This window comes from Streptomyces sp. NPDC029526 (assembly GCF_040637405.1).
In the GTDB taxonomy this organism is placed as follows: Bacteria; Actinomycetota; Actinomycetes; order Streptomycetales; family Streptomycetaceae; genus Streptomyces.
Genome location: NZ_JBEZWE010000010.1, coordinates 155,414 through 175,222, shown reverse-complemented (window position 1 = coordinate 175,222; position 19,809 = coordinate 155,414). Strand labels below are relative to the sequence as shown.

Here is a 19,809-nt window from a genome sequence, read left to right as displayed (position 1 = left end):
GGCGGTTCACGCCGGCAGCCAGCGCCGGACGCACGCCATCAGGGCGTGCGTGTCGACCGGCTTGGTGACGTAGTCGCTGGCGCCCGAGGCGAGACTCTTCTCCCGGTCCCCGGGCATCGCCTTCGCGGTCACCGCGATGATCGGCAGCTCCGCGTACTGCGGCAGGGCCCGGATCTCCTCCGTCGCGGTGTACCCGTCCATCTCGGGCATCATCACGTCCATCAGCACCAGCGCCACGTCCGGGTTGGCCATCAGCGTCTCGATGCCCCGACGCCCGTTCTCCGCGTGCAGCACCCGGAAGCCGTGCAGCTCCAGGATCCCGCTGAGGGCGAACAGGTTGCGCGCGTCGTCGTCGACGACCAGCACCGTGCGGCCGGCGTGCGAGACGTCCACCACCGGGTCCGGCGTCTGCCGCTGCGGGTCGTCCGGCCGGACCAGGGACAGCACGTCACCGGGCTCCTCGGCGGACAGGTGCAGCGCGATGCGCTCCCGCAGCTCGTCCAGGCTGGAGAGGAACTCCAGCGCGGTCCCCGCGGAGCGGGAGCGCAGCGTGTCCTCCATGGCGGTGTCCGCCCGGTGCCCGCTGTGCACCAGCACCGGGACGGCGGCCAGCGCGGCGTCGCCCCGCAGCGCCTCCAGGAAGCGGGCCGCCTCGCCCTCCATGCCCAGCTCCAGCACCACGCAGTGGCACGGCTCCGCCGCCAGGGCGCCGGCCGCCTCCTGGGCGCCGACGGCGGTGATGATGTCGACCACGGGCCGGCTTCCCCCGTGGCCCCGGGCCCCGGCGACGTCCTGGACGACGCTCTCCGCGACCAGCGTGAGCAGCCCGCGCGGGCGTTCCTCCACCACCAGCAGCCGTCGCGGACGCCGCTGCGCGCCGCCACCGCTCTCCAGGGCCGGGACCGGCCGGGACGGCGCGTCGGCGGGCAGCACGGACGCGTCGCCCGGCACCCCCGCGCCGGGGGCGCGCGTCAGGTCCTCGAAGTCCGGCCGGGCCACCGGCAGGAACAGGGTGAAGGTGCTGCCCTGGTCGGGCACGCTGTCCACGCTCACCGCACCGCCGAGCAGGTGCGCGATCTCGCGGGTGATGGACAGGCCCAGCCCGGTGCCGCCGTACTTGCGGCTGGTGGTCCCGTCCGCCTGCTGGAACGCCCCGAAGATCGTCTCCAGGTGCTGCTCCGGGATGCCGATCCCGGTGTCGCGGACCCGGAAGGCCACCACCGCGCCGTGACCGCGCACGCCGGCCGGCACCTCGTCCTCCGCGGCCGGTTCGATCCGCAGCTCGACGCTGCCCCGCTCGGTGAACTTCACCGCGTTCGACAGCAGGTTGCGCAGCACCTGCCGCAGCCGCGAGTCGTCGGTCAGCAGGTCCGCGGGCGCGCCCGGGGCGGTGGTCACCGTGAAGTCCAGGCTCTTCTGCATCGTCATCGGCCGGAAGGTGGCCTCGACGTACTCGATGAGCCGGCCCAGCTCCACCCGCTCGGGGCTGACGTCCATCTTCCCCGCCTCGACCTTGGACAGGTCGAGGATGTCGTTGATCAGCTGCAGCAGGTCCGAGCCCGCCGAGTGGATGATCTGCGCGTACTCGACCTGCTTCGGGGTCAGGTTGCGCGAGGGGTTCTGGGAGAGCAGCTGCGCCAGGATGAGCAGGCTGTTGAGCGGGGTGCGCAGCTCGTGGCTCATGTTGGCCAGGAACTCCGACTTGTACTTGGACGCCAGCGACAGCTGCTGGGCCCGCGTCTCCAGCTCCTGCCGGGCCTGCTCGATCTGCAGGTTCTTCGCCTCGATGTCCCGGTTCTGCGCCACCAGCAGCGACGCCTTCTCCTCCAGCTCGGCGTTGGAGCGCTGCAGCTCCTCCTGCTGCACCTGCAACTCCGCGGACCGCTCCTGCAGCGCGCCGGTCAGCCGCTGCGACTCGGCGAGCAGTTCGTCGGTCCGGGCGTTGGCGACGATGGTGTTGACGTTGACGCCGACCGTCTCCATCAGCTGGGTCAGGAAGTCCTGGTGGATCTGGGTGAACGGGGTCACCGAGGCCAGCTCGATGACGCCGAGGACCTGCCCCTCCATCACGATGGGCAGCAGCACCAGCGCGGTCGGCACCACCCGGCCCAGACCGGAGGAGATGGTGACGTAGTCCGGCGGCAGGTCCTCCACCATGATCGTGCGGCGGCTGCGCGCCGCCTGGCCCACCAGGGTGCGGCCGAAGGCGATGCGGGCGGGCCGCTCCAGGTCGTCGGGGTAGCCGTAGGAGCCGACGAGCCGCAGCTCGGGCCCGTCGTCGCCGTCCTCCGCGAGGTAGAAGGCCCCGTACTGCGCCGACACCAGCGGCACCAGCTCGTCCATGATCAGCTCGGCGACCACGGGCAGGTCGCGGTGGCCCTGCATCAGCCCGGAGATCCGGGCCAGGTTCGTCTTGAGCCAGTCCTGCTCCTGGTTGGCGCGGGTGGTCTCGCGCAGGGACTCCACCATCGAGTTGATGTTGTCCTTGAGCTCGGCCACCTCGCCGGACGCCTCCACGTCGACGGACCGGGTCAGGTCGCCCTCGGCGACCGCGCTGGTCACGGCGGCGATGGCCCGCACCTGACGGGTGAGGTTCCCGGCCAGCTCGTTGACGTTCTCCGTCAGGCGCTTCCAGGTGCCGGAGACGCCCTCCACCTCGGCCTGGCCGCCGAGGCGGCCCTCGGTGCCGACCTCGCGGGCGACGCGGGTGACCTCGTCGGCGAAGGCGGAGAGCTGGTCGACCATCGTGTTGATGGTCGTCTTCAGCTCCAGGATCTCCCCGCGCGCGTCCACGTCGATCTTCTTCGACAGGTCGCCGCGGGCCACCGCCGTGGTGACGAGCGCGATGTTGCGGACCTGGCCGGTGAGGTTGCTCGCCATGGAGTTGACGTTGTCGGTGAGGTCGCGCCAGGTGCCCGCCACGTTCGAGACGTGGGCCTGGCCGCCGAGGCGGCCCTCGGTGCCGACCTCCCGGGCGACCCGGGTGACCTCGTCGGCGAACGCCGACAGGGTGTCGACCATGGTGTTGATCACTTCGGCCAGCGCGGCGACCTCGCCCGCCGCCTCCACGGTGATCCGCTGCGACAGGTCGCCCCGGGCCACGGCGGTGGCCACCTGGGCGATGGAGCGGACCTGGCCGGTCAGGTTGGAGGCCATCACGTTGACGTTGTCGGTGAGGTCCTTCCAGGTGCCGGAGACGCCCCGCACCTGGGCCTGGCCGCCGAGGCGGCCCTCGGTGCCGACCTCCCGGGCGACGCGGGTGACCTCGTCGGCGAAGGCGGAGAGCTGGTCGACCATCGTGTTGATGGTGTTCTTCAGCTCCAGGATCTCGCCCCGCGCGTCGACCGTGATCTTCTGCGACAGGTCGCCCTGTGCGACGGCGGTCGCGACCAGTGCGATGTTCCTCACCTGGCCGGTCAGGTTGCCCGCCATGAAGTTCACCGAGTCGGTGAGGTCGCGCCAGGTGCCCTTGACGCCCTTCACGTCCGCCTGGCCGCCGAGGCGGCCCTCGGTGCCGACCTCGCGGGCGACGCGGGTGACCTCGTCGGCGAAGGCGGAGAGCTGGTCGACCATCGTGTTGATGGTGTTCTTCAGCTGGAGGATCTCGCCGCGCGCGTCGACGTCGATCTTCTGCGACAGGTCGCCCTGCGCGACGGCGGTCGCCACCTGGGCGATGTCCCGGACCTGGGAGGTCAGGTTGCCCGCCATGGCGTTCACCGAGTCGGTCAGGTCCGCCCAGGTGCCCGAGACCCCCGGCACCTGCGCCTGACCGCCCAGGGTGCCCTCGGTGCCGACCTCGCGCGCCACCCGGGTGACCTCGGAGGTGAAGACCGACAGCTGGTCCACCATCCCGTTGAACACCTTGGCGATGTCGCCCAGGAGTCCGTCGGCGTCGTCGGGCAGCCGGGTGCCGAAGTCCCCGTCCCGCACCGCCGTGAGCCCGGCCAGCAGCCGGAGCAGCTCCTGGTCCCCGGGCACCGCCTCGGTGCTCTCGGGACTTTTGCCGCTGGTCATGCGCACCCTCGTTCCGCTCCCCGGGAGTCCCCGCCGACGGGAACTCGACCACCCCTGCCGGGCCGCCGCGCGACCCGGCAGCCGTGCCCGCGTTTGTGCAGTTCACGGCTTCGCCAGATGAGAAATACGCCGAAGGCTAACCCAGTTCGCGGGCCCGGACCAAAGCGCGGGCACCCGTGCGGGAGCGAGCCGGAAGAAGGGACGGACGGCAGGCATGACCGGGGCGTGAGGGGGTAATCGGACCGGTTTCGGGTCCGCGCGGCCGGGCGTTCCGACGGGATGTCGAAGCACTCGGGTTTCCCGGACCTGACACGGTGTATGCGCAGGCCCGGAGCCGGGTATCCGGTGCTGTGAGTCGCGCGGACCGCGCAGATCCGACCGCGCGCCCCCCGCGCCGCCGGCTCCACGGAACCGTCACGCACCGAAAGGCAGGGGACAGCGTGCCCAACGACACCATCTGGTCCTACGCGTCGGACCTGGGTCCCGCCCGGGACCACGATCTGACCGGCTACTCCGTCGCCGCGAGCGACGGCACGATCGGGCACGTGGACCGGCAGGCCGACCACCACGGCATGCGGCACCTGGTCGTCGACACCGGGGTGTGGGTGTTCGGCCGGAGCCAGCTCGTGCCGGTCGGCGTGGTCGAGGGCATCGACACCGGGGAGCGGAAGGTGACGCTCGCCTGCACGCGCGCGGAGGTGAAGGCCGCGCCCAGGTTCCGCACGGACAGCGAGACGCAGGACCCGGTCTACCTGACGTCCGTGGGCGACTACTACCGGGGCCTGTCCGGCGGAGCCGGACCCACCTGCTGACCCGTCACGACCGCGCGGACCGGCGCCGGTTCACCGGCGCCGGTCACCACGGCAGGAAGACGTGGATGTCCTTGCCCTCGTCCTGCGTGACGACACTGACCTGGTCGCACAGCGTGTGGATCAGGTGCCAGCCGATGCCGCCCCCTCCGTGACTGGGATGGAACGGCCTCGGCGCCGGCTCGGTGGTGCTCGTGTCGTGCATCACCACGTGCACACCGTCGAACGTCCGGCGCAACCGCAGCTCGAACGGTCCGGGCGCGTACTGCACCGCGTTGGCGGCCAGCTCCGTGACCACCAGGAGGATGTCGTCCCAGTGCTCCGGAGCGGACGGCGCCTGCAACCGGGCCAGGTCGAAGAGGAACTCCTCCGCGACCAGGCGTGCGTCCGTCACATCGTGCAGCTCCCCCGGGAAGCCGGCGACGCGACTCGTGATCTCCTCGGCAGCCAGTGTCCTGTCCCAACGCGACTCGAATGCCATCTCGCCTTCCCGGCCCCTCGGCGGGGCAGCGTCCTTTCCCTGCTGCTTTCCCCGTGTCGTCAGTGAGGCTTCTCGGTCTGTGGGTTCCCGCGCCGACGGAGCCTACGCGCCCGCATGCCCGAGAGCGGCCGGTGACAAACCCGTCACCGCCCGGCCGCGCCCCGCGGGGCGCGGCCGGGCGGCACACGGCGGTGGCCGGGCATACGGAAGGGGCGTGCGCCCGGCATATGCCAAGCGCACGCCCCTTCCCGAGCGGCTCCCTCAGGGGCCCGGCTCAGCGGAAGACGTTGTCCGCGTCGTCCCAGCCGGGCGGCAGCTCCGCCGCCGGCGTCCGCCCGGGCCGCACCCGCGACTGGTACATCGCGTCGATCTCCAGTGCGTGACGGCGCACGATCTCGTCCCGGCGCAGCTTCATCGACGGCGTCAGCAGCCCGTTCGCCACGTCGAACGGCTCCGGCAGCACCCGGAACACCCGGATGGACTCCGACGGGGAGACGGCGCTGTTGGCCGCCGCGACCGCCCGCCCGATCTCCTCGCGCAGCGCGTTGTCCTCCCGCGCCTGCCGGGTCGGCGCGTCCCCCTGCAGGGACAGGGCCGCCCGCCAGTGGCTGAGGAACTCCGGATCGAGCGTGATCAGGGCACCGACACACGGCCGGTTGTCGCCCACCACCACCGCCTGGTGCACCAGCGGGTGCATCCGCAGCCGCTGCTCCAGCGCAGCCGGCGCCACGCTCTTGCCGCTGCTGGTGACGATGATGTCCTTCTTGCGGCCGGTGATGGTGAGGTACCCCTCGGTGTCCAGCCGCCCGAGGTCGCCGGTCGCCAGCCAGCCGCCGCGCAGCGTGGCACGCGTCGCCGCCTCGTCGTTGACGTAGCCCTGGAACACCGACGGGCCGCGCACCAGGATCTCCCCGTCCTCGGCCAGCCGGATCTCGCTGCCCGGCAGCGGGCGTCCGACCGTGCCGGACTTCTCCCGGCCGAAGGGCTGCATGGTCACCCCGCCGCTGGTCTCGGTCAGGCCGTAACCGTCGTGCACGTAGATGCCGATGCCCTCGTAGAACAGGGACAGGTCGCGGCTGAGCGGCGAGCCGCCGGAGGTGGCCCGGCAGACCCGGCCGCCCAGGGACGCCCGCAGCTTGCGGTAGACCGTCCGCTCGTACAGCGCGTGCTGCAGCCGCAGGTCGAGGCCCGGCCCCGGACCGCGCCCCAGCCGCTGCCGCTCCACGGCGGCGGCGAAGTCCCGCGCCGTGCCGGCGGCCTTCTCGAACAGGGCGCCGCGGCCGGCCTGCTGCGCCGCCCGCAGGAAGTTCTTGTAGATCTTCTCCAGCAGCGAGGGCACCGCGTACAGATAGGTGGGCCGGAAGGTGCGCAGCGCCGAGGACAGCGCCTCCGGGCCGAGGTCCGGCTCGTGCCCCATCAGCAGGCCCCCGCGCACGCACAGGCCCTGCACCATCAGCCCGTACACGTGGGAGAAGGGGAGGAAGGCGAGGACGGCGGCCTGCTGCCCCGGCGGCGCGGCCGTGTGGCCCCAGCCGGCCAGCAGGACGTCGCACACGGAGGCCATCCCGCGGTGGCTGAGCGCGCAGCCCATGGCGTGCCCGGCGGTGCCGGAGGTGTAGGCGACCACGGCCGTGGCGTCCGGCAGCACGATCCGGCGCATCGAGTCCACCGTGGCCTGCGGGATGAACTCGCCGTGCGCCACCAGCTGCTCCAGCGCCCCGGCGTCCAGCTGCCAGACGTGCCGCAGCCGCGGCAGGCCGGCGCACACCGACCCCACGGTCATGACGCCCTGCTCGTCCTCCACCACCACGGCCACGCACTCCGCGTCCCGCAGGATCCACTCCACCTGGTCGCGGGAGGCGGTCGGGTAGATCGGCACGACCTCGGCGCCCACCGCCCACAGCGCGTAGCACAGGACGGTCCACTCGTAGCGGGTACGCGCCATGATCGCGACGCGGTGGCCCGGGGAGAGCCCGGACGCGATGAGCCCCTTGGCGAGGTCGACGACCTCGTCACGGAACTCCACGGCCGTGATCTCCTCCCAGGTGGAGGACGCCGGACCGGTGCGGCGGGCGAGCATCGGCAGCGTCGGCGTGCGGACCGCCGTCTCGAAGAGGCTGTCGGCGAGGCCCCCGGTCAGGGGCGGGGTGGATGGGGGAGCCAGAGCGAGGTCGCGCATGCACTGCTCCTGACAGGTACGCGGTGTGACTGGGCCGACGGGGACGGTCATCGGCGGTGCCTGAATGTAGCCCAGCCGGAGCCGCGCGGGGCCGGGTACGGCGGATTGTTCCCGGACCGATGATCTCGGCCCGACGGGGGACCCGTACGACATGAGCCACTTCAATCCCGATCCCGAACCCGAGCGCACCACCGGCCTCGAACCCGGCGGCGGCGTCCCCCCGGGTGAGACCCCGCCCGGGGAGAGCAGCATGCCCGAGGCGGGCCCGCTGGAACGGCACAACCCGGCCAAGGGCTGGAGCAAGGGCCCCCTGACCGCGATCATCGTCGTCGCGGTGCTGGTCGCCGCGTTCTTCCTGGCCTACGCCCTGGTGCTGATCCTCTGACCGCCGGCGTCCGGCCCGCCCGGACGCCTCAGGCCTGGGTCTGCCGCGCGCACCGCGTGACCACGTCGCGCAGACTGCCGGTGCTCTCCAGCAGTGCGCGCTGCACCTGTGCCCCGTTGCCCTCGCGGAGCAGCCGGGCGCAGCCCTCGCGCGCCCGCTCCAGGTCCCCGCTGTCGGCCAGCGCCTCGCCCACGTGGTCCAGCAGGGCCCGCACCACGGCCTCGGCCGACGAGCGGCGCAGGGTCACCGGATGCAGCAGTTCGCCGGACAGGCCCGAGCGGCCGGCCTGCCAGGCGGCCAGGCGCAGCATGCTCACCCCCGGGTCGAGGGGTTCCCGCCCGGCCCGCCACGCGCGGGCCGACGTCTCCACCAGGCCGCGGGTCAGCGTGGCGATCAGGGCGGCGGTCTCCGCGTGCAGGCACACGTCGGAGACCCGTATCTCGACCGTGGGGTAGCGCGGGGAGAGCCGCGCGTCGAAGTAGACCATGCCCTCGTCGAGGATGACGCCGGTGGCCACCATGTCCGCCACCAGACGGTGGTACCGCTCCGGCGTGCCGAAGAGCCCGGTCGGCCCGGCCGACGGCCAGCGCTGCCAGACCCGGCTGCGGTAGCTGCTGTACCCGGAGTCGTTGCCCTGCCAGAACGGCGAGTTGGCGCTGAGCGCCGTGAGCACCGGCAGCCAGGGCCGCAGCCGGTCCACGACCGCGACGCCCTCCTCGTCGGACTCCACCGAGACGTGCACGTGGCAGCCCATGACCAACTGCTCCCGGGTGGCGATGCCGAACTGCTCCTCCATCCACCGGTAGCGCCGGTTCACCCCGATGGAGGGGCTGACCGGCAGCGGTGAGGTGGCGAGGGCCGCCACCGTGCATCCGATCTCCCCGGCGTGCCCGGCGGCCTCCTTGCGGCACCGGACGATCTCGTCGTGCAGGCGCTCCATCGAGGACTGCGGATGCGTGGCGAACTCCAGCATCTGCTCGTGCAGTTCCCGCTCGAAGACGTCGTCCGCCTCGTCCCGGGCGGCCCGGGCGAGCACGGCCGTGGACAGGGCCCGTGGCTCGCCGGAATCCGGATCGACCAGGAGGAGTTCCTCCTCCACTCCCACCGTGCGCACGTGTGGCCGCCTTCCCGTGAACTGCCGCGTCGACGCCGGGGTGCCCCCGGCCGTACGACCCCTGATGCCCCGCTCAGGGCATCGGACACCTCACGTCGGCGGCCGTTCTCACGGAAGGGACGGACTCAGCCACAGGGTGGCCAGCGGCGGCAGGGTGAGCTCCACGCAGCCGTCCTCCGGCTTGACCGGGCCGGGGTTGGCGACATCGCTCCCGCCGTAGCGGGCGGCGTCCGTGTTGAGCACCTCCTGCCAGGCGACCACCTCGTCACCGACCCCGAGCCGGTAGTCGTGCCGGACCACGGGGGAGAAGTTCGTGACCGCCAGCAGCGGCCGGCCCGACGCGTCGAACCGCAGGAACGCGAAGACGTTGTCGTCCGCCGCGTCCACCGCCACCCACCGGAACCCCGCCGGGTCGGTGTCCCGCTGCCACAGCGCGGGCGTGTCGCGGTAGCGGGCGTTGAGGTCGCGGACCAGGTCCTGGACACCGCGGTGGTCGCCCGCGGAGTGGTAGCCGTCGTCGAGCAGCCACCACTCCGGGCCGTGCTCCTCGGACCACTCGGCACCCTGGGCGAACTCCTGCCCCATGAACAGCAGTTGCTTGCCCGGGTGGGCCCACATGAAGCCCAGGTAGGCCCGCACGTTCGCCCGTCGCTGCCACCAGTCGCCGGGCATCTTCGTCACCAGCGCCTGCTTGCCGTGCACCACCTCGTCGTGCGAGATCGGCAGCACGTAGTTCTCGCTGTAGGCGTACACCATCGAGAAGGTCATCTCGTGGTGGTGGTACCTGCGGTGCACCGGCTCGTGGGAGACGTACTCCAGCGAGTCGTGCATCCAGCCCATGTTCCACTTCAGCCCGAAGCCCAGGCCGCCGGTGTCGGTGGGCCGGGTCACCCCGCCCCAGGCGGTCGACTCCTCGGCGATCGTCACCACCCCGGGGCAGCGCCGGTAGACGGTCGCGTTCATCTCCTGGAGGAACGCCATCGCCGCCAGGTCCTCCCGGCCGCCGTACGCGTTGGGTTCCCACTGGCCGTCCTCGCGCGAGTAGTCCAGGTAGAGCATCGAGGCGACCGCGTCGACCCGCAGCCCGTCGATGTGGAACTCCTGGCACCAGTACACGGCGTTCGCCACGAGGAAGTTGCGCACCTCGGTCCGCGCGAAGTCGAAGGTGTACGTCCCCCAGTCCGGGTGGTCCGCCCGGCGGGAGTCCCCGGGCTCGTACAGCGGTTCCCCGTCGAAGCGGGCCAGCGCCCAGTCGTCCTTGGGGAAGTGCGCCGGCACCCAGTCCATGATCACGCCGATGCCCGCCCGGTGCAGCGCGTCCACCAGGTACTTGAAGTCGTCGGGGGTGCCGAGCCGGGCCGTCGGCGCGTAGAAGCCGGTGACCTGGTAGCCCCAGGACGGGCCGTACGGGTGCTCGGCGACCGGCATCAGCTCCACGTGCGTGAACCCGAGGTCCCTGACGTAGCGGGGCAGCTCCTCGGCCAGCTCGCGGTAGGTCAGCCCCGGCCGCCACGACGGCAGGTGCACCTCGTACACCGAGAACGGCGCCTCGTGCACGGGGGTGGCGGCCCGGCCCTCCATCCACTCCCGGTCGTTCCACTCGTAGTGCGAGGCCGTCACGACGGACGCCGTGTTCGGCGGCTCCTCCGCGCGGCGCGCCATCGGGTCCGCCTTGAGGAAGCGGTGCCCGTGCCGGGAGTGGATCTCGAACTTGTACCGGGTGCCCTCACCGACGCCCGGCAGGAACAGTTCCCACACCCCGGTCGACCCGAGCGAGCGCATCGGGAAGGCGGTGCCGTCCCAGTGCGTGAAGTCCGTCGCGACCCGCACGCCCTGGGCGTTGGGGGCCCACACGGTGAACCGGGTGCCGGTCACGCCCTGGTGGGTCATCGGGTGCGCGCCGAGCGCCGTCCACAGCTCCTCGTGGCGGCCCTCGCCGATCAGGTGCAGGTCGAACTCGGGCAGCGCGGGCAGGAACCGGTACGGGTCGTGCGTCCGCTCGGCCGGGCCGTCGCCGTAGGCCACGGCCAGCGTGTACGCGGGGATCGCGTCCAGCGGCAGCACACCGGAGAACAGGCCGTCGCCCTCCGACACCAGGGGGGTGTGTTCGCCGTCCACGACGACCCCCACCTCGCGGGCGAACGGCCGCAGCGCGCGGAAGGCGATCCCGCCGGGCACCGGGTGGGCGCCCAGCAGCGCGTGCGGATCGTGGTGGGCGCCCGCCAGCAGGCGGCCCCGGTCGGCCGGGTCCAGCGGGGGAGCGGTCCCGCCCGCCACGGGGGCGGACGGGGCGGGCCCCGCGGCTTCGGGCAGTGGGGTGTCACGCAGGGCCACGGCTCAGTCTCCTCTCACGGCGAGGCGCTCGATCGCCGCCATCGGTACGGGCAGCCAGTCGGGTCGGTGCCGGGCCTCGTACAGCACCTCGTACACGGCACGGTCCGTCTCGTAGGCGCGGAGCAGACCGTGCTTCTTGCGGGGGTCCCAGCCGGCGCGGGCGGCGTAGCCCGCGCAGTAGGCCTCGCGGCAGCGGCGCGCCCACTCCGGGCGCCAGGGGCGGCGCTGGCGGGCGGCGTAGTCGAAGGAGCGCAGCATCCCGGCGATGTCCCGCACGGGGGAGTGGGCGCTGCGCCGTTCGGAGAGCGGACGGGACGGCTCGCCCTCGAAGTCGATGACGAACCACTCGCGCCCGGCCCGCAGGACCTGGCCGAGGTGCAGGTCGCCGTGGATGCGCTGGGCGGGCGGCCCCGAGTCGCAGGTGGTGAGGGCGGCGAACGCGGCGCGCAGCCCCGGCACGAACGGCTGGAGCGCCGGCACCGAGTGCGCCGCCGCGGTCAGCCGCTCGGTCATCGCCGCCGCCGTGCGCCCGTTCTCACCGGGACCGCCCAGCGGGAACGCCGAGGCGAGCGCCAGGTGGACGTCGGCGGTGGCCCGGCCGAGCGCGTACGCCTGGGTGGTGAAGTCGTCGCCCGCGGACAGCGCGGCCAGGGCCAGCGTCCAGCCGTCGGACGCGTCCCGCAGGTAGGGCTGGAGCACACCCAGCGTCGCCTTGAAGGGATGCGTGGTGTGGAACCAGGCGACCGGCGCGGGCACCCGGTGGCAGCCCTGGCGGGACAGCGCGCCGGGCACCTCCAGGTCCGGGTTGACCCCCGGCTGGATCCGCCGGAACACCTTGAGGATGTACTCGTCGCCGTACACCAGCGAGGAGTTGGACTGCTCGGCGTCCAGCAGCCGCGGCACCAGTCCGGCGGGCAGCGGCTCGCGGGCGTCGCACGCGAAGCGCAGCGGGCCCGCCGCCCCGGGGGTGCGCAGCCGCTCCAGCAGCAGCTGGGCGGAGCGCGGGTCGTGGAGGGCGTCGTGGACCGTGCGGCCGGCCAGCGGCCCGTCCTGGACCCGGCCGATGAGGGCCCGGCCCAGCCGCGGCGAGGGGTGGTCCCGCACGCCGAGGAAGAGCTGGTAGCAGTCACCGGCCGGGGGCGTGTTCCCGGGCGTGGGCACGCCGCCGTGGCCCGCGTGGACCAGCACGTGCAGGCAGCCCGGGAACAGCTCCGTCATCGACAGCACGTGCAGGTCGGTGACGGGGCGGTCCTTGCCGGCGAACCAGCGCTGGCCGGGGAGCCAGTCGCGCAGCAGCCCGGCCAGCGACTCCGTCGGCTCGGCGGGGGCGCTGCGGGGGCGCAGGAATGCGGTCTTCGTCATGGTGACGCCTCCTGACGTCGGCGCACGCTCACGCGCGGCGGCCGATGCGGGATGCGACTCGGGTGAGCCGGAACCAGTAGAAGCCGTGCCCCCCGAGGGTCAGCAGGTACGGCAGTTCCCCGACGGCGGGGAAGCGCACCCCGCCGAACAGCTCGACCGGGTGCCGCCCGGCGAACTCCCGCAGGTCCAGCTCGGTCGGCTGGGAGAAGCGGGAGAAGTTGTGGACGCAGAGCACCAGGTCGTCCTCGTACTCGCGCAGGAAGGCGAGGACGGCCGGGTTGGAGGAGGGCAGCTCGGTGTAGGTGCCCAGGCCGAAGGCGGGGTTCTGCTTGCGGATCTCGATCATCCGGCGGGTCCAGTGCAGCAGGGAGGACGGGGACGCCATCGACGCCTCGACGTTCGTCACCTGGTAGCCGTAGACCGGATCCATGATCGTCGGCAGGTAGAGGCGGCCGGGGTCGGAGGAGGAGAAGCCGGCGTTGCGGTCCGGGGTCCACTGCATGGGGGTGCGCACCGCGTCGCGGTCGCCGAGCCAGATGTTGTCGCCCATGCCGATCTCGTCGCCGTAGTACAGGATCGGCGAACCGGGCAGGGAGAGCAGCAGGGCGGTGAAGAGTTCGATCTGGTTGCGGTCGTTGTCCAGCAGCGGGGCGAGCCGGCGGCGGATGCCGATGTTGGCGCGCATGCGGGGGTCCTTGGCGTACTCGGCCCACATGTAGTCGCGTTCCTCGTCGGTGACCATCTCCAGGGTCAGCTCGTCGTGGTTGCGCAGGAAGATGCCCCACTGGCAGCCGGAGGGGATGGCGGGGGTCTTGGCGAGGATCTCCGAGACGGGGTAGCGGGACTCGCGGCGGACGGCCATGAAGATGCGGGGCATGACGGGGAAGTGGAAGGCCATGTGGCACTCGTCGCCGCCGACGGAGTAGTCGCCGAAGTAGTCGACCACGTCCTCGGGCCACTGGTTGGCCTCGGCCAGCAGCACGGTGTCGGGGTACTGCGCGTCGATCTCCTTGCGCACCCGCTTCAGGAACGCGTGCGAGGCGGGCAGGTTCTCGCAGTTGGTGCCCTCGGCCGCGTAGAGGTAGGGCACCGCGTCCAGCCGGAACCCGTCGATCCCGAGGTCCAGCCAGAAGCGCAGGGCGGCCAGGATCTCCTCCTGGACGCGCGGGTTCTCGTAGTTCAGGTCCGGCTGGTGGGAGAAGAAGCGGTGGAAGAAGTACTGCTTGCGCACCGGGTCGTAGGTCCAGTTGGACGCCTCGGTGTCGACGAAGATGATGCGCGCGTCCGGGTAGCCCGTGTCGTCGTCGGCCCACACGTAGAAGTCGCCGTAGGGGCCGTCGGGGTCCGTGCGGGACTCCTGGAACCACGGGTGCTGGTCGCTGGTGTGGTTCATGACGAAGTCGATGATCACCCGGATGCCGCGCTGGTGGGCGGCGTCCACGAACTCCACGAAGTCGGCGAGGTCGCCGAACTCGGGCAGCACGGCGGTGTAGTCGGAGACGTCGTAACCGCCGTCGCGCAGCGGCGACTTGAAGAACGGCGGCAGCCACAGGCAGTCCACGCCGAGCCACTGCAGATAGTCGAGCTTGGCGGTCAGGCCCTTCAGGTCGCCGACGCCGTCACCGTTGCTGTCCTGGAAGGAACGGACCAGCACCTCGTAGAAGACGGCGCGTTTGAACCACTCGGGGTCCCGGTCCCGGGCGGGGGTGTCCTCGAAGGTGTCCGGGACGGGCTCGTTGACGATCATGGTGTGGGTGACCCTCCGTTTCGCGGTGCGGCGGGCGGTCGCTGGACGTGCAGGACATGCGCGGGAGCCCGCCCCGGCTCCAGCCGCACGTAGTTGGCGCTGCCCCAGTGATAGGTCTCACCGGTGAGTTCGTCGCGCACCGGCACCGGCTCGTGCGGGTCCAGTCCGAGGTGCGGCAGGTCCAGGAAGACCGTGGCCTCCTGGGTGTGGTGCGGGTCGAGGTTGACGACCACGAGGACGACGTCGGAGCCGCTGCGCTTGCTGTACGCGATGACCGAGTCGTTGTCGGTCCCGTGGAAGCGCAGATTCCTGAGCCGTCGGAGCGCGGGGTGTGCGCGGCGGAGGGTGTTGAGTGTGGTGATGAGCGGGGCGATGGTGCGGCCCTCGCGTTCGGCGGCTTCCCAGTCGCGGGGCCTGAGCTGGTACTTCTCGGAGTCGAGGTACTCCTCGCTGCCCTCGCGCAGCGGGGTGTTCTCGCACAGTTCGTAGCCGCTGTAGATGCCCCAGGTCGGGGAGAGGGTGGAGGCGAGGACCGCGCGGACCTCGAAGGCGGGCCGGCCGCCGTGCTGCAGATAGGCGTGCAGGATGTCGGGGGTGTTGGCGAAGAAGTTGGGCCGCATGTAGGAGGCGGCCTCCCCCGACAGTTCGGTCAGGTACTCGGTCAGCTCCTGCTTGCTGTTGCGCCAGGTGAAGTAGGTGTACGACTGCTGGAAGCCGATCTGCGCCAGCGTGTGCATCATCGCCGGCCGGGTGAACGCCTCCGCCAGGAAGATCACGTCCGGGTCGGTCCGGTTGATCTCACCGATCACCCGCTCCCAGAACACCACCGGCTTGGTGTGCGGATTGTCCACCCGGAAGACCCGCACCCCCACCCCCATCCAGTGCCGCAGCACCCGGCAGGTCTCCGCCACCAGCCCGTCCATGTCCGCGTCGAACGCCACCGGATAGATGTCCTGGTACTTCTTCGGCGGGTTCTCCGCGTACGCGATCGACCCGTCGGGGCGGTGGTGGAACCACTCCGGATGCTTGTGCACCCACGGATGATCCGGCGAGCACTGCAACGCGAAGTCCAGCGCCACCTCCATGCCCAGCTCACCGGCCCGCGCCACGAACCGGGCGAAGTCCTCCAGGGTCCCCAGCCGCGGATGCACCGCGTCGTGGCCGCCCTCCGCCGACCCGATCGCCCACGGCACCCCCACATCGTCCGGGCCCGCGTCCAGCGTGTTGTTCGGGCCCTTGCGGAACGTCGTCCCGATCGGGTGGATCGGCGGCAGGTACACCACGTCGAAGCCCATCGCCGCGATCGCCGGCAGCCGTCGCGCGGCGGTCTCGAAGGTGCCGTGCGGCTCCTGCTCGGTGCCCTCCGAGCGCGGGAAGAACTCGTACCACGACCCGAACAGCGCCCGCTCCCGCTCCACCAGCAACGGCAACGGTTCACTGCTGGTCACCAGCTCCCGCAACGGATACCGCGCCAGCACCGCGCACACCCGGGGCGTCAACGCCGCCGCCAGCCGGGTGGCGCAGGGCAGGGAGTCGTCGCGCAGGGTCTCGGCCGCGGCGAGCACGAGGTCGCGCCCGTCCTCCCGGGGCACACCGGCCGCCGCGCGCTCGTGGAGGTCGCCGCCCTCCTCCAGCACCAGGCCGGTGTCGATGCCCGCGGGCACCTTCACCCCGGCGACGCGGCGCCAGGTGGCGAGCGGGTCGGCCCACGCCTCGACGCGGTAGGTCCACAGCCCGACGGCGTCGGCCGTGACCTCCGCGCCCCACCGGTCGCTGCCCGGCGCCAGCTCCCGCATCGGCGTGAACGGACCCGGCCGGCCCTCCGGGTCCTTGAGCACCACGTTGGCCGCCACCGCGTCGTGCCCCTCACGGAACACGGTGGCCGAGACCTCGAAGGTCTCGCCCACCACCGCCTTCGCCGGCCGCCGGCCGCACTCGACGGACGGGCGGACGTCCCGTACCGGGATGCGGCCGATGGGGTGGGTCGTCTTCATGGATCTGCACCTCCGCCGTGCTCGACGCCGGGCCCGCGCCCGGTCGTGGGACCAAACCGAGGCGGGAAGGTCCTCACCTTCCCGCCGTGGAGTGCCGCTCGCCGACCGGCGGTCCCCCGCGGACCGTCGCGGCCGGGCGCGGCCTGTCGCCCTGCTCCTGCAGATAGGTGACGGGAGTGGTGCGCAGATACCGTTCGGCGGCGTCGGCGGCCTCCCGGGCGCAGCGCTTCCCCATCAGCACGCAGAGGGTGTAACCGGAATCCTCGAAGGTGGCCCGCACGGTGAGGTCCGCCGGGGCGGCGAGCATCACGCGTTCCCAGGCCCGGTAGCGACGCAACTGCCGGGCAACTTCGGCTTTGGCGGGTAGCAGCATGGCGCCGTTCACCTTTCCGGGGCTCGATGAGGGCACGTTGTCCCGACGGTCGGGCGGTGGCCGTGCACGTGACGGCACGGACCCGTAACGGCGATCGAGGTCTTCACACATGGTGCACGGACGATCACTCCGCGTCTTGTTGGAAATTCAACCGTTTTGGGTGGCGTTCGTGGCCGGTGCGCGCTCGGATGTCGCCCCATCTGCCTCAGCTGTGCGCTCGTGTTGCACGAATGGACCAACCCCCTCACGCTGAAGGTGACTCAGAAGCGCCAACCGCTCACGTTCCGTACTCGGGGTCCGTCCCCACGGACGAGAGGAACGCCCGAGCTTCGCGGTGAGGAGCCAACGACGATGAAGACCGCAGTGCCCCGCTACTACCACCTCGACGTGGAGGTCGGCCCGGAGAAGGTCGACCAGGTCAGCCGCATTCTCGCGGCCCACCTCCGGTTCTGGCACCTGGAGAACCTGGTGGAGCGCGTCTGCGACGGCGCCGAGATGCTGCTGCGCGCCATCGACGAGCACGCCACCGACAAGAACACGTCGATCGAGATGTGGTGGACCGGCCAGCACCTCATCACGGCCATCGGGGACCACGACCGCGCCCTGCGCCCGGACCCGGACCTGCGCGACTGCCTGCGGCGCATCGCCGCCAGCAGCGACGGCTGGGGCTGCTGCGCCACCGAGGGCGGCAGCAAGGTCATCTGGTTCTCCCAGCGCGCCCGCGCCGGGGAACGCGTCCCGCTGGTGCCCACCGCGCCCGACCCGCGCACCAGCGAGGGCCTCGACCTGCCCCGCGAACTGACCGTCGCCCAGGCGACCGGCCTCGTACGCACGCCGACCGGTGTCCTGGAGGAGGCCCGGTGACCCGGCGGAAGAACAGGACAGGGGCGCCCGCGTGGAGCGGGCGCCCCTGTCCGCTGGGTGCGACCCCCGACGCCGAGGGCACCAACTTCGCCCTGTTCAGCGAGGTCGCCGAAGGCGTCGACCTGGTCCTGGTGGACGACGACGGCCGGTACCGCACCGTCCCGCTGACCGAGGTCGACGGCTTCGTGTGGCACGGCTACCTCCCGGGCGTCGGCCCGGGACAGCGCTACGGCTACCGGGTGCACGGCCCCTGGGACCCGTCCGCCGGGCACCGCTGCAACCCGGCGAAGCTGCTCCTCGACCCGTACGCCACCGCCGTCGACGGGCAGATCGACAACCACGCCTCGCTGCACGAACGCGACCCGCACGGGCCCGACCCGCGCGACAGCGCCGGGCACACCATGCTCGGCGTGGTCACCGACCCCGCCTTCGACTGGGGCGACGACACCCGGCCCGGCCGCCGCTACGCCGACACCGTGATCTACGAGGCCCACGTCAAGGGACTCACCCGCACCCACCCCGAGGTGCCGCCCGAGCTGCGCGGCACCTACGCCGGTCTGGCGCACCCCGCGGTGGTGGAGCACCTGACCTCGCTGGGCGTCACCGCCGTCGAACTGATGCCGGTGCACCAGTTCGTCCAGGACGGGGTCCTCCAGGGGCGCGGCCTGGCCAACTACTGGGGCTACAACACCATCGGCTTCTTCGCCCCGCACAACGCCTACGCGGCGGCCGGCAGCCGGGGTCAGCAGGTCACCGAGTTCAAGGAGATGGTCAAGACCCTGCACGCGGCCGGCCTCGAAGTGATCCTGGACGTGGTCTACAACCACACCGCCGAGGGCAACGAGAAGGGCCCCACGCTCTCCTTCCGCGGCATTGACAACTCCTCCTACTACCGCCTGGTGGACGGCGACTGGCGGCACTACTACGACACCACCGGCACCGGCAACAGCCTGCTCATGCGCCACCCCTACGTCCTGCAACTGATCATGGACTCGCTGCGGTACTGGGTCACCGAGATGCACGTCGACGGGTTCCGCTTCGACCTCGCGGCCACCCTGGCCCGGCAGTTCCACGAGGTCGACCGGCTCTCGGCGTTCTTCGACCTCATCCAGCAGGACCCGGTGATCAGCAGGGTCAAGCTGATCGCCGAGCCCTGGGACCTGGGCGAGGGCGGCTACCAGGTGGGCAACTTCCCCCAGCTCTGGTCGGAGTGGAACGGCGAGTACCGGGACGCCGTACGGGACTTCTGGCGCGGCGAGGACCACACCCTCGGCGCGTTCGCCTCCCGCCTGACCGGATCGGCCGACCTGTACGCCCACAGCCGGCGCCGCCCGCGGGCCAGCGTCAACTTCGTCACCGCGCACGACGGGTTCACCCTGCGCGACCTGGTCTCCTACAACGACAAGCACAACGAGGCCAACGGCGAGCACAACCGGGACGGCGAGAGCACCAACCGGTCCTGGAACTGCGGCGTCGAGGGCCCCACCCGCGACCCCGCCGTCCTCGAACTGCGGGCCCGCCAGCAGCGCAACTTCCTCGCCACCCTGCTGCTGTCCCAGGGCATCCCGATGCTCTCCCACGGCGACGAGCTCGGCCGCACCCAGCGCGGCAACAACAACGCCTACTGCCAGGACAACGAGATCTCCTGGATCGACTGGCGGCTCGGCGACGAGCAGCGCGACCTGCTCGACTTCACCCGGCGCCTGATCGCCCTGCGCGCCGCCCACCCCGTCCTGCGCCGGCGGCGGTTCTTCCTCGGCGAGACGGTGCGGCACGCCGGGCAGCCCCTGCCCGACCTGGTGTGGCTGCTGCCGACCGCCGAGGAGATGACCGACGACGACTGGCAGCGCGCCGACGCCCACTCGGTGGGGGTCTTCCTCAACGGGGACGCCATCGCCGAGCGCGACGAGCGGGGCGGCAGGGTGGTCGACGACTCCTTCCTGCTGCTGTTCAACAGCCACTGGGAGCCCGTCGGCTTCCGGCTGCCCCCGAAGACGTACGGGGAGCGCTGGACGGCGCTGATCGACACCGCCGACCCGGAGGGCACGCCCGACGAGTCCGAGTACAAGGCCGCCACCCGGCTCACGGTCGGCGCCCGCAGCCTGATGGTGCTCTCCCGGCCGTCCCGCACCGCCGGCTGACCCCCTGACGGC

Annotated in this window: 13 protein-coding genes; 4 read left to right on the top strand and 9 right to left on the bottom strand. The window is 72.0% G+C overall.

The genetic code is table 11. From position 1 onward, the window contains the following. Window positions 1-6: 6 nt before the first annotated feature. Window positions 7-4,014: a HAMP domain-containing protein gene (locus AB0F01_RS21590; RefSeq protein ID WP_362098059.1), complete on the bottom strand. Its 4,008-nt coding sequence runs from the start codon at window positions 4,012-4,014 to the stop codon at window positions 7-9. Between the two features lie 440 nt (window positions 4,015-4,454). Here AB0F01_RS21590 and AB0F01_RS21585 point away from each other — a divergent pair, with 440 nt between their 5' ends. Further along, window positions 4,455-4,826 (top strand): PRC-barrel domain-containing protein, encoded by a 372-nt coding sequence (locus AB0F01_RS21585; RefSeq protein WP_362098056.1) that lies wholly within the window; start codon window positions 4,455-4,457, stop codon window positions 4,824-4,826. A gap of 43 nt (window positions 4,827-4,869) precedes the next feature. Here AB0F01_RS21585 and AB0F01_RS21580 read toward each other — a convergent pair whose 3' ends face one another. Further along, window positions 4,870-5,304 (bottom strand): ATP-binding protein, encoded by a 435-nt coding sequence (locus AB0F01_RS21580; RefSeq protein ID WP_362098053.1) that lies wholly within the window; start codon window positions 5,302-5,304, stop codon window positions 4,870-4,872. A 274-nt stretch (window positions 5,305-5,578) separates the two neighbouring features. Further along, window positions 5,579-7,483, bottom strand: a complete 1,905-nt coding sequence (locus AB0F01_RS21575; RefSeq protein WP_362098050.1) for an AMP-dependent synthetase/ligase — start codon at window positions 7,481-7,483, stop codon at window positions 5,579-5,581. A gap of 151 nt (window positions 7,484-7,634) precedes the next feature. Here AB0F01_RS21575 and AB0F01_RS21570 point away from each other — a divergent pair, with 151 nt between their 5' ends. Next, window positions 7,635-7,868: a DUF6480 family protein gene (locus AB0F01_RS21570; protein WP_362098047.1), complete on the top strand. Its 234-nt coding sequence runs from the start codon at window positions 7,635-7,637 to the stop codon at window positions 7,866-7,868. A 28-nt stretch (window positions 7,869-7,896) separates the two neighbouring features. On the opposite strand, the gene AB0F01_RS21565 is transcribed toward AB0F01_RS21570, so the two are convergent. From AB0F01_RS21565 to AB0F01_RS21540, 6 genes are all read right to left on the bottom strand, one after another. After that, on the bottom strand, window positions 7,897-8,982 hold the full coding sequence (locus AB0F01_RS21565; protein ID WP_362098044.1) for a glutamate--cysteine ligase: 1,086 nt from the start codon (window positions 8,980-8,982) through the stop codon (window positions 7,897-7,899). A gap of 108 nt (window positions 8,983-9,090) precedes the next feature. Next, window positions 9,091-11,316, bottom strand: coding sequence for a 1,4-alpha-glucan branching protein GlgB (glgB, locus tag AB0F01_RS21560; protein ID WP_362098042.1), 2,226 nt, complete (start codon window positions 11,314-11,316; stop codon window positions 9,091-9,093). Window positions 11,317-11,319: 3 nt separating this feature from the next. Continuing rightward, window positions 11,320-12,678: a maltokinase gene (locus AB0F01_RS21555; protein ID WP_362098039.1), complete on the bottom strand. Its 1,359-nt coding sequence runs from the start codon at window positions 12,676-12,678 to the stop codon at window positions 11,320-11,322. A 28-nt stretch (window positions 12,679-12,706) separates the two neighbouring features. Beyond that, on the bottom strand, window positions 12,707-14,425 hold the full coding sequence (treS, locus tag AB0F01_RS21550; protein WP_362098036.1) for a maltose alpha-D-glucosyltransferase: 1,719 nt from the start codon (window positions 14,423-14,425) through the stop codon (window positions 12,707-12,709). Beyond that, the gene (locus AB0F01_RS21545; protein WP_362098033.1) at window positions 14,422-16,419 is read right to left on the bottom strand and encodes an alpha-1,4-glucan--maltose-1-phosphate maltosyltransferase; all 1,998 of its coding nucleotides are present in this window, start codon (window positions 16,417-16,419) and stop codon (window positions 14,422-14,424) included. Before AB0F01_RS21545 ends, treS begins: the two co-directional genes overlap by 4 nt. A 73-nt stretch (window positions 16,420-16,492) precedes the next feature. Continuing rightward, the gene (locus AB0F01_RS21540) at window positions 16,493-16,792 is read right to left on the bottom strand and encodes a DUF5133 domain-containing protein (RefSeq protein ID WP_362098030.1); all 300 of its coding nucleotides are present in this window, start codon (window positions 16,790-16,792) and stop codon (window positions 16,493-16,495) included. Window positions 16,793-17,143: 351 nt separating this feature from the next. On the opposite strand from AB0F01_RS21540, the gene AB0F01_RS21535 reads away from it, so the two are divergent. Beyond that, a complete protein-coding gene (locus AB0F01_RS21535; protein ID WP_362098028.1) occupies window positions 17,144-17,656 on the top strand; it encodes a pep a2 in 513 nt (170 codons plus the stop codon). Then, the gene (gene glgX, locus AB0F01_RS21530; RefSeq protein WP_362098025.1) at window positions 17,653-19,797 is read left to right on the top strand and encodes a glycogen debranching protein GlgX; all 2,145 of its coding nucleotides are present in this window, start codon (window positions 17,653-17,655) and stop codon (window positions 19,795-19,797) included. Before AB0F01_RS21535 ends, glgX begins: the two co-directional genes overlap by 4 nt. Window positions 19,798-19,809: the final 12 nt, after the last annotated feature.

Coding starts and splice junctions, on each gene's coding strand:
- AB0F01_RS21535 (WP_362098028.1), top strand. CDS start 17,144: ATGAAGACCGCAGTGCCCCGCTACTACCACCTCGACGTGGAGGTCGGC.
- treS (WP_362098036.1), bottom strand. CDS start 14,425: ATGATCGTCAACGAGCCCGTCCCGGACACCTTCGAGGACACCCCCGCC.
- AB0F01_RS21580 (WP_362098053.1), bottom strand. CDS start 5,304: ATGGCATTCGAGTCGCGTTGGGACAGGACACTGGCTGCCGAGGAGATC.
- AB0F01_RS21555 (WP_362098039.1), bottom strand. CDS start 12,678: ATGACGAAGACCGCATTCCTGCGCCCCCGCAGCGCCCCCGCCGAGCCG.
- AB0F01_RS21570 (WP_362098047.1), top strand. CDS start 7,635: ATGAGCCACTTCAATCCCGATCCCGAACCCGAGCGCACCACCGGCCTC.
- AB0F01_RS21545 (WP_362098033.1), bottom strand. CDS start 16,419: ATGAAGACGACCCACCCCATCGGCCGCATCCCGGTACGGGACGTCCGC.
- AB0F01_RS21540 (WP_362098030.1), bottom strand. CDS start 16,792: ATGCTGCTACCCGCCAAAGCCGAAGTTGCCCGGCAGTTGCGTCGCTAC.
- AB0F01_RS21590 (WP_362098059.1), bottom strand. CDS start 4,014: ATGACCAGCGGCAAAAGTCCCGAGAGCACCGAGGCGGTGCCCGGGGAC.
- AB0F01_RS21575 (WP_362098050.1), bottom strand. CDS start 7,483: ATGCGCGACCTCGCTCTGGCTCCCCCATCCACCCCGCCCCTGACCGGG.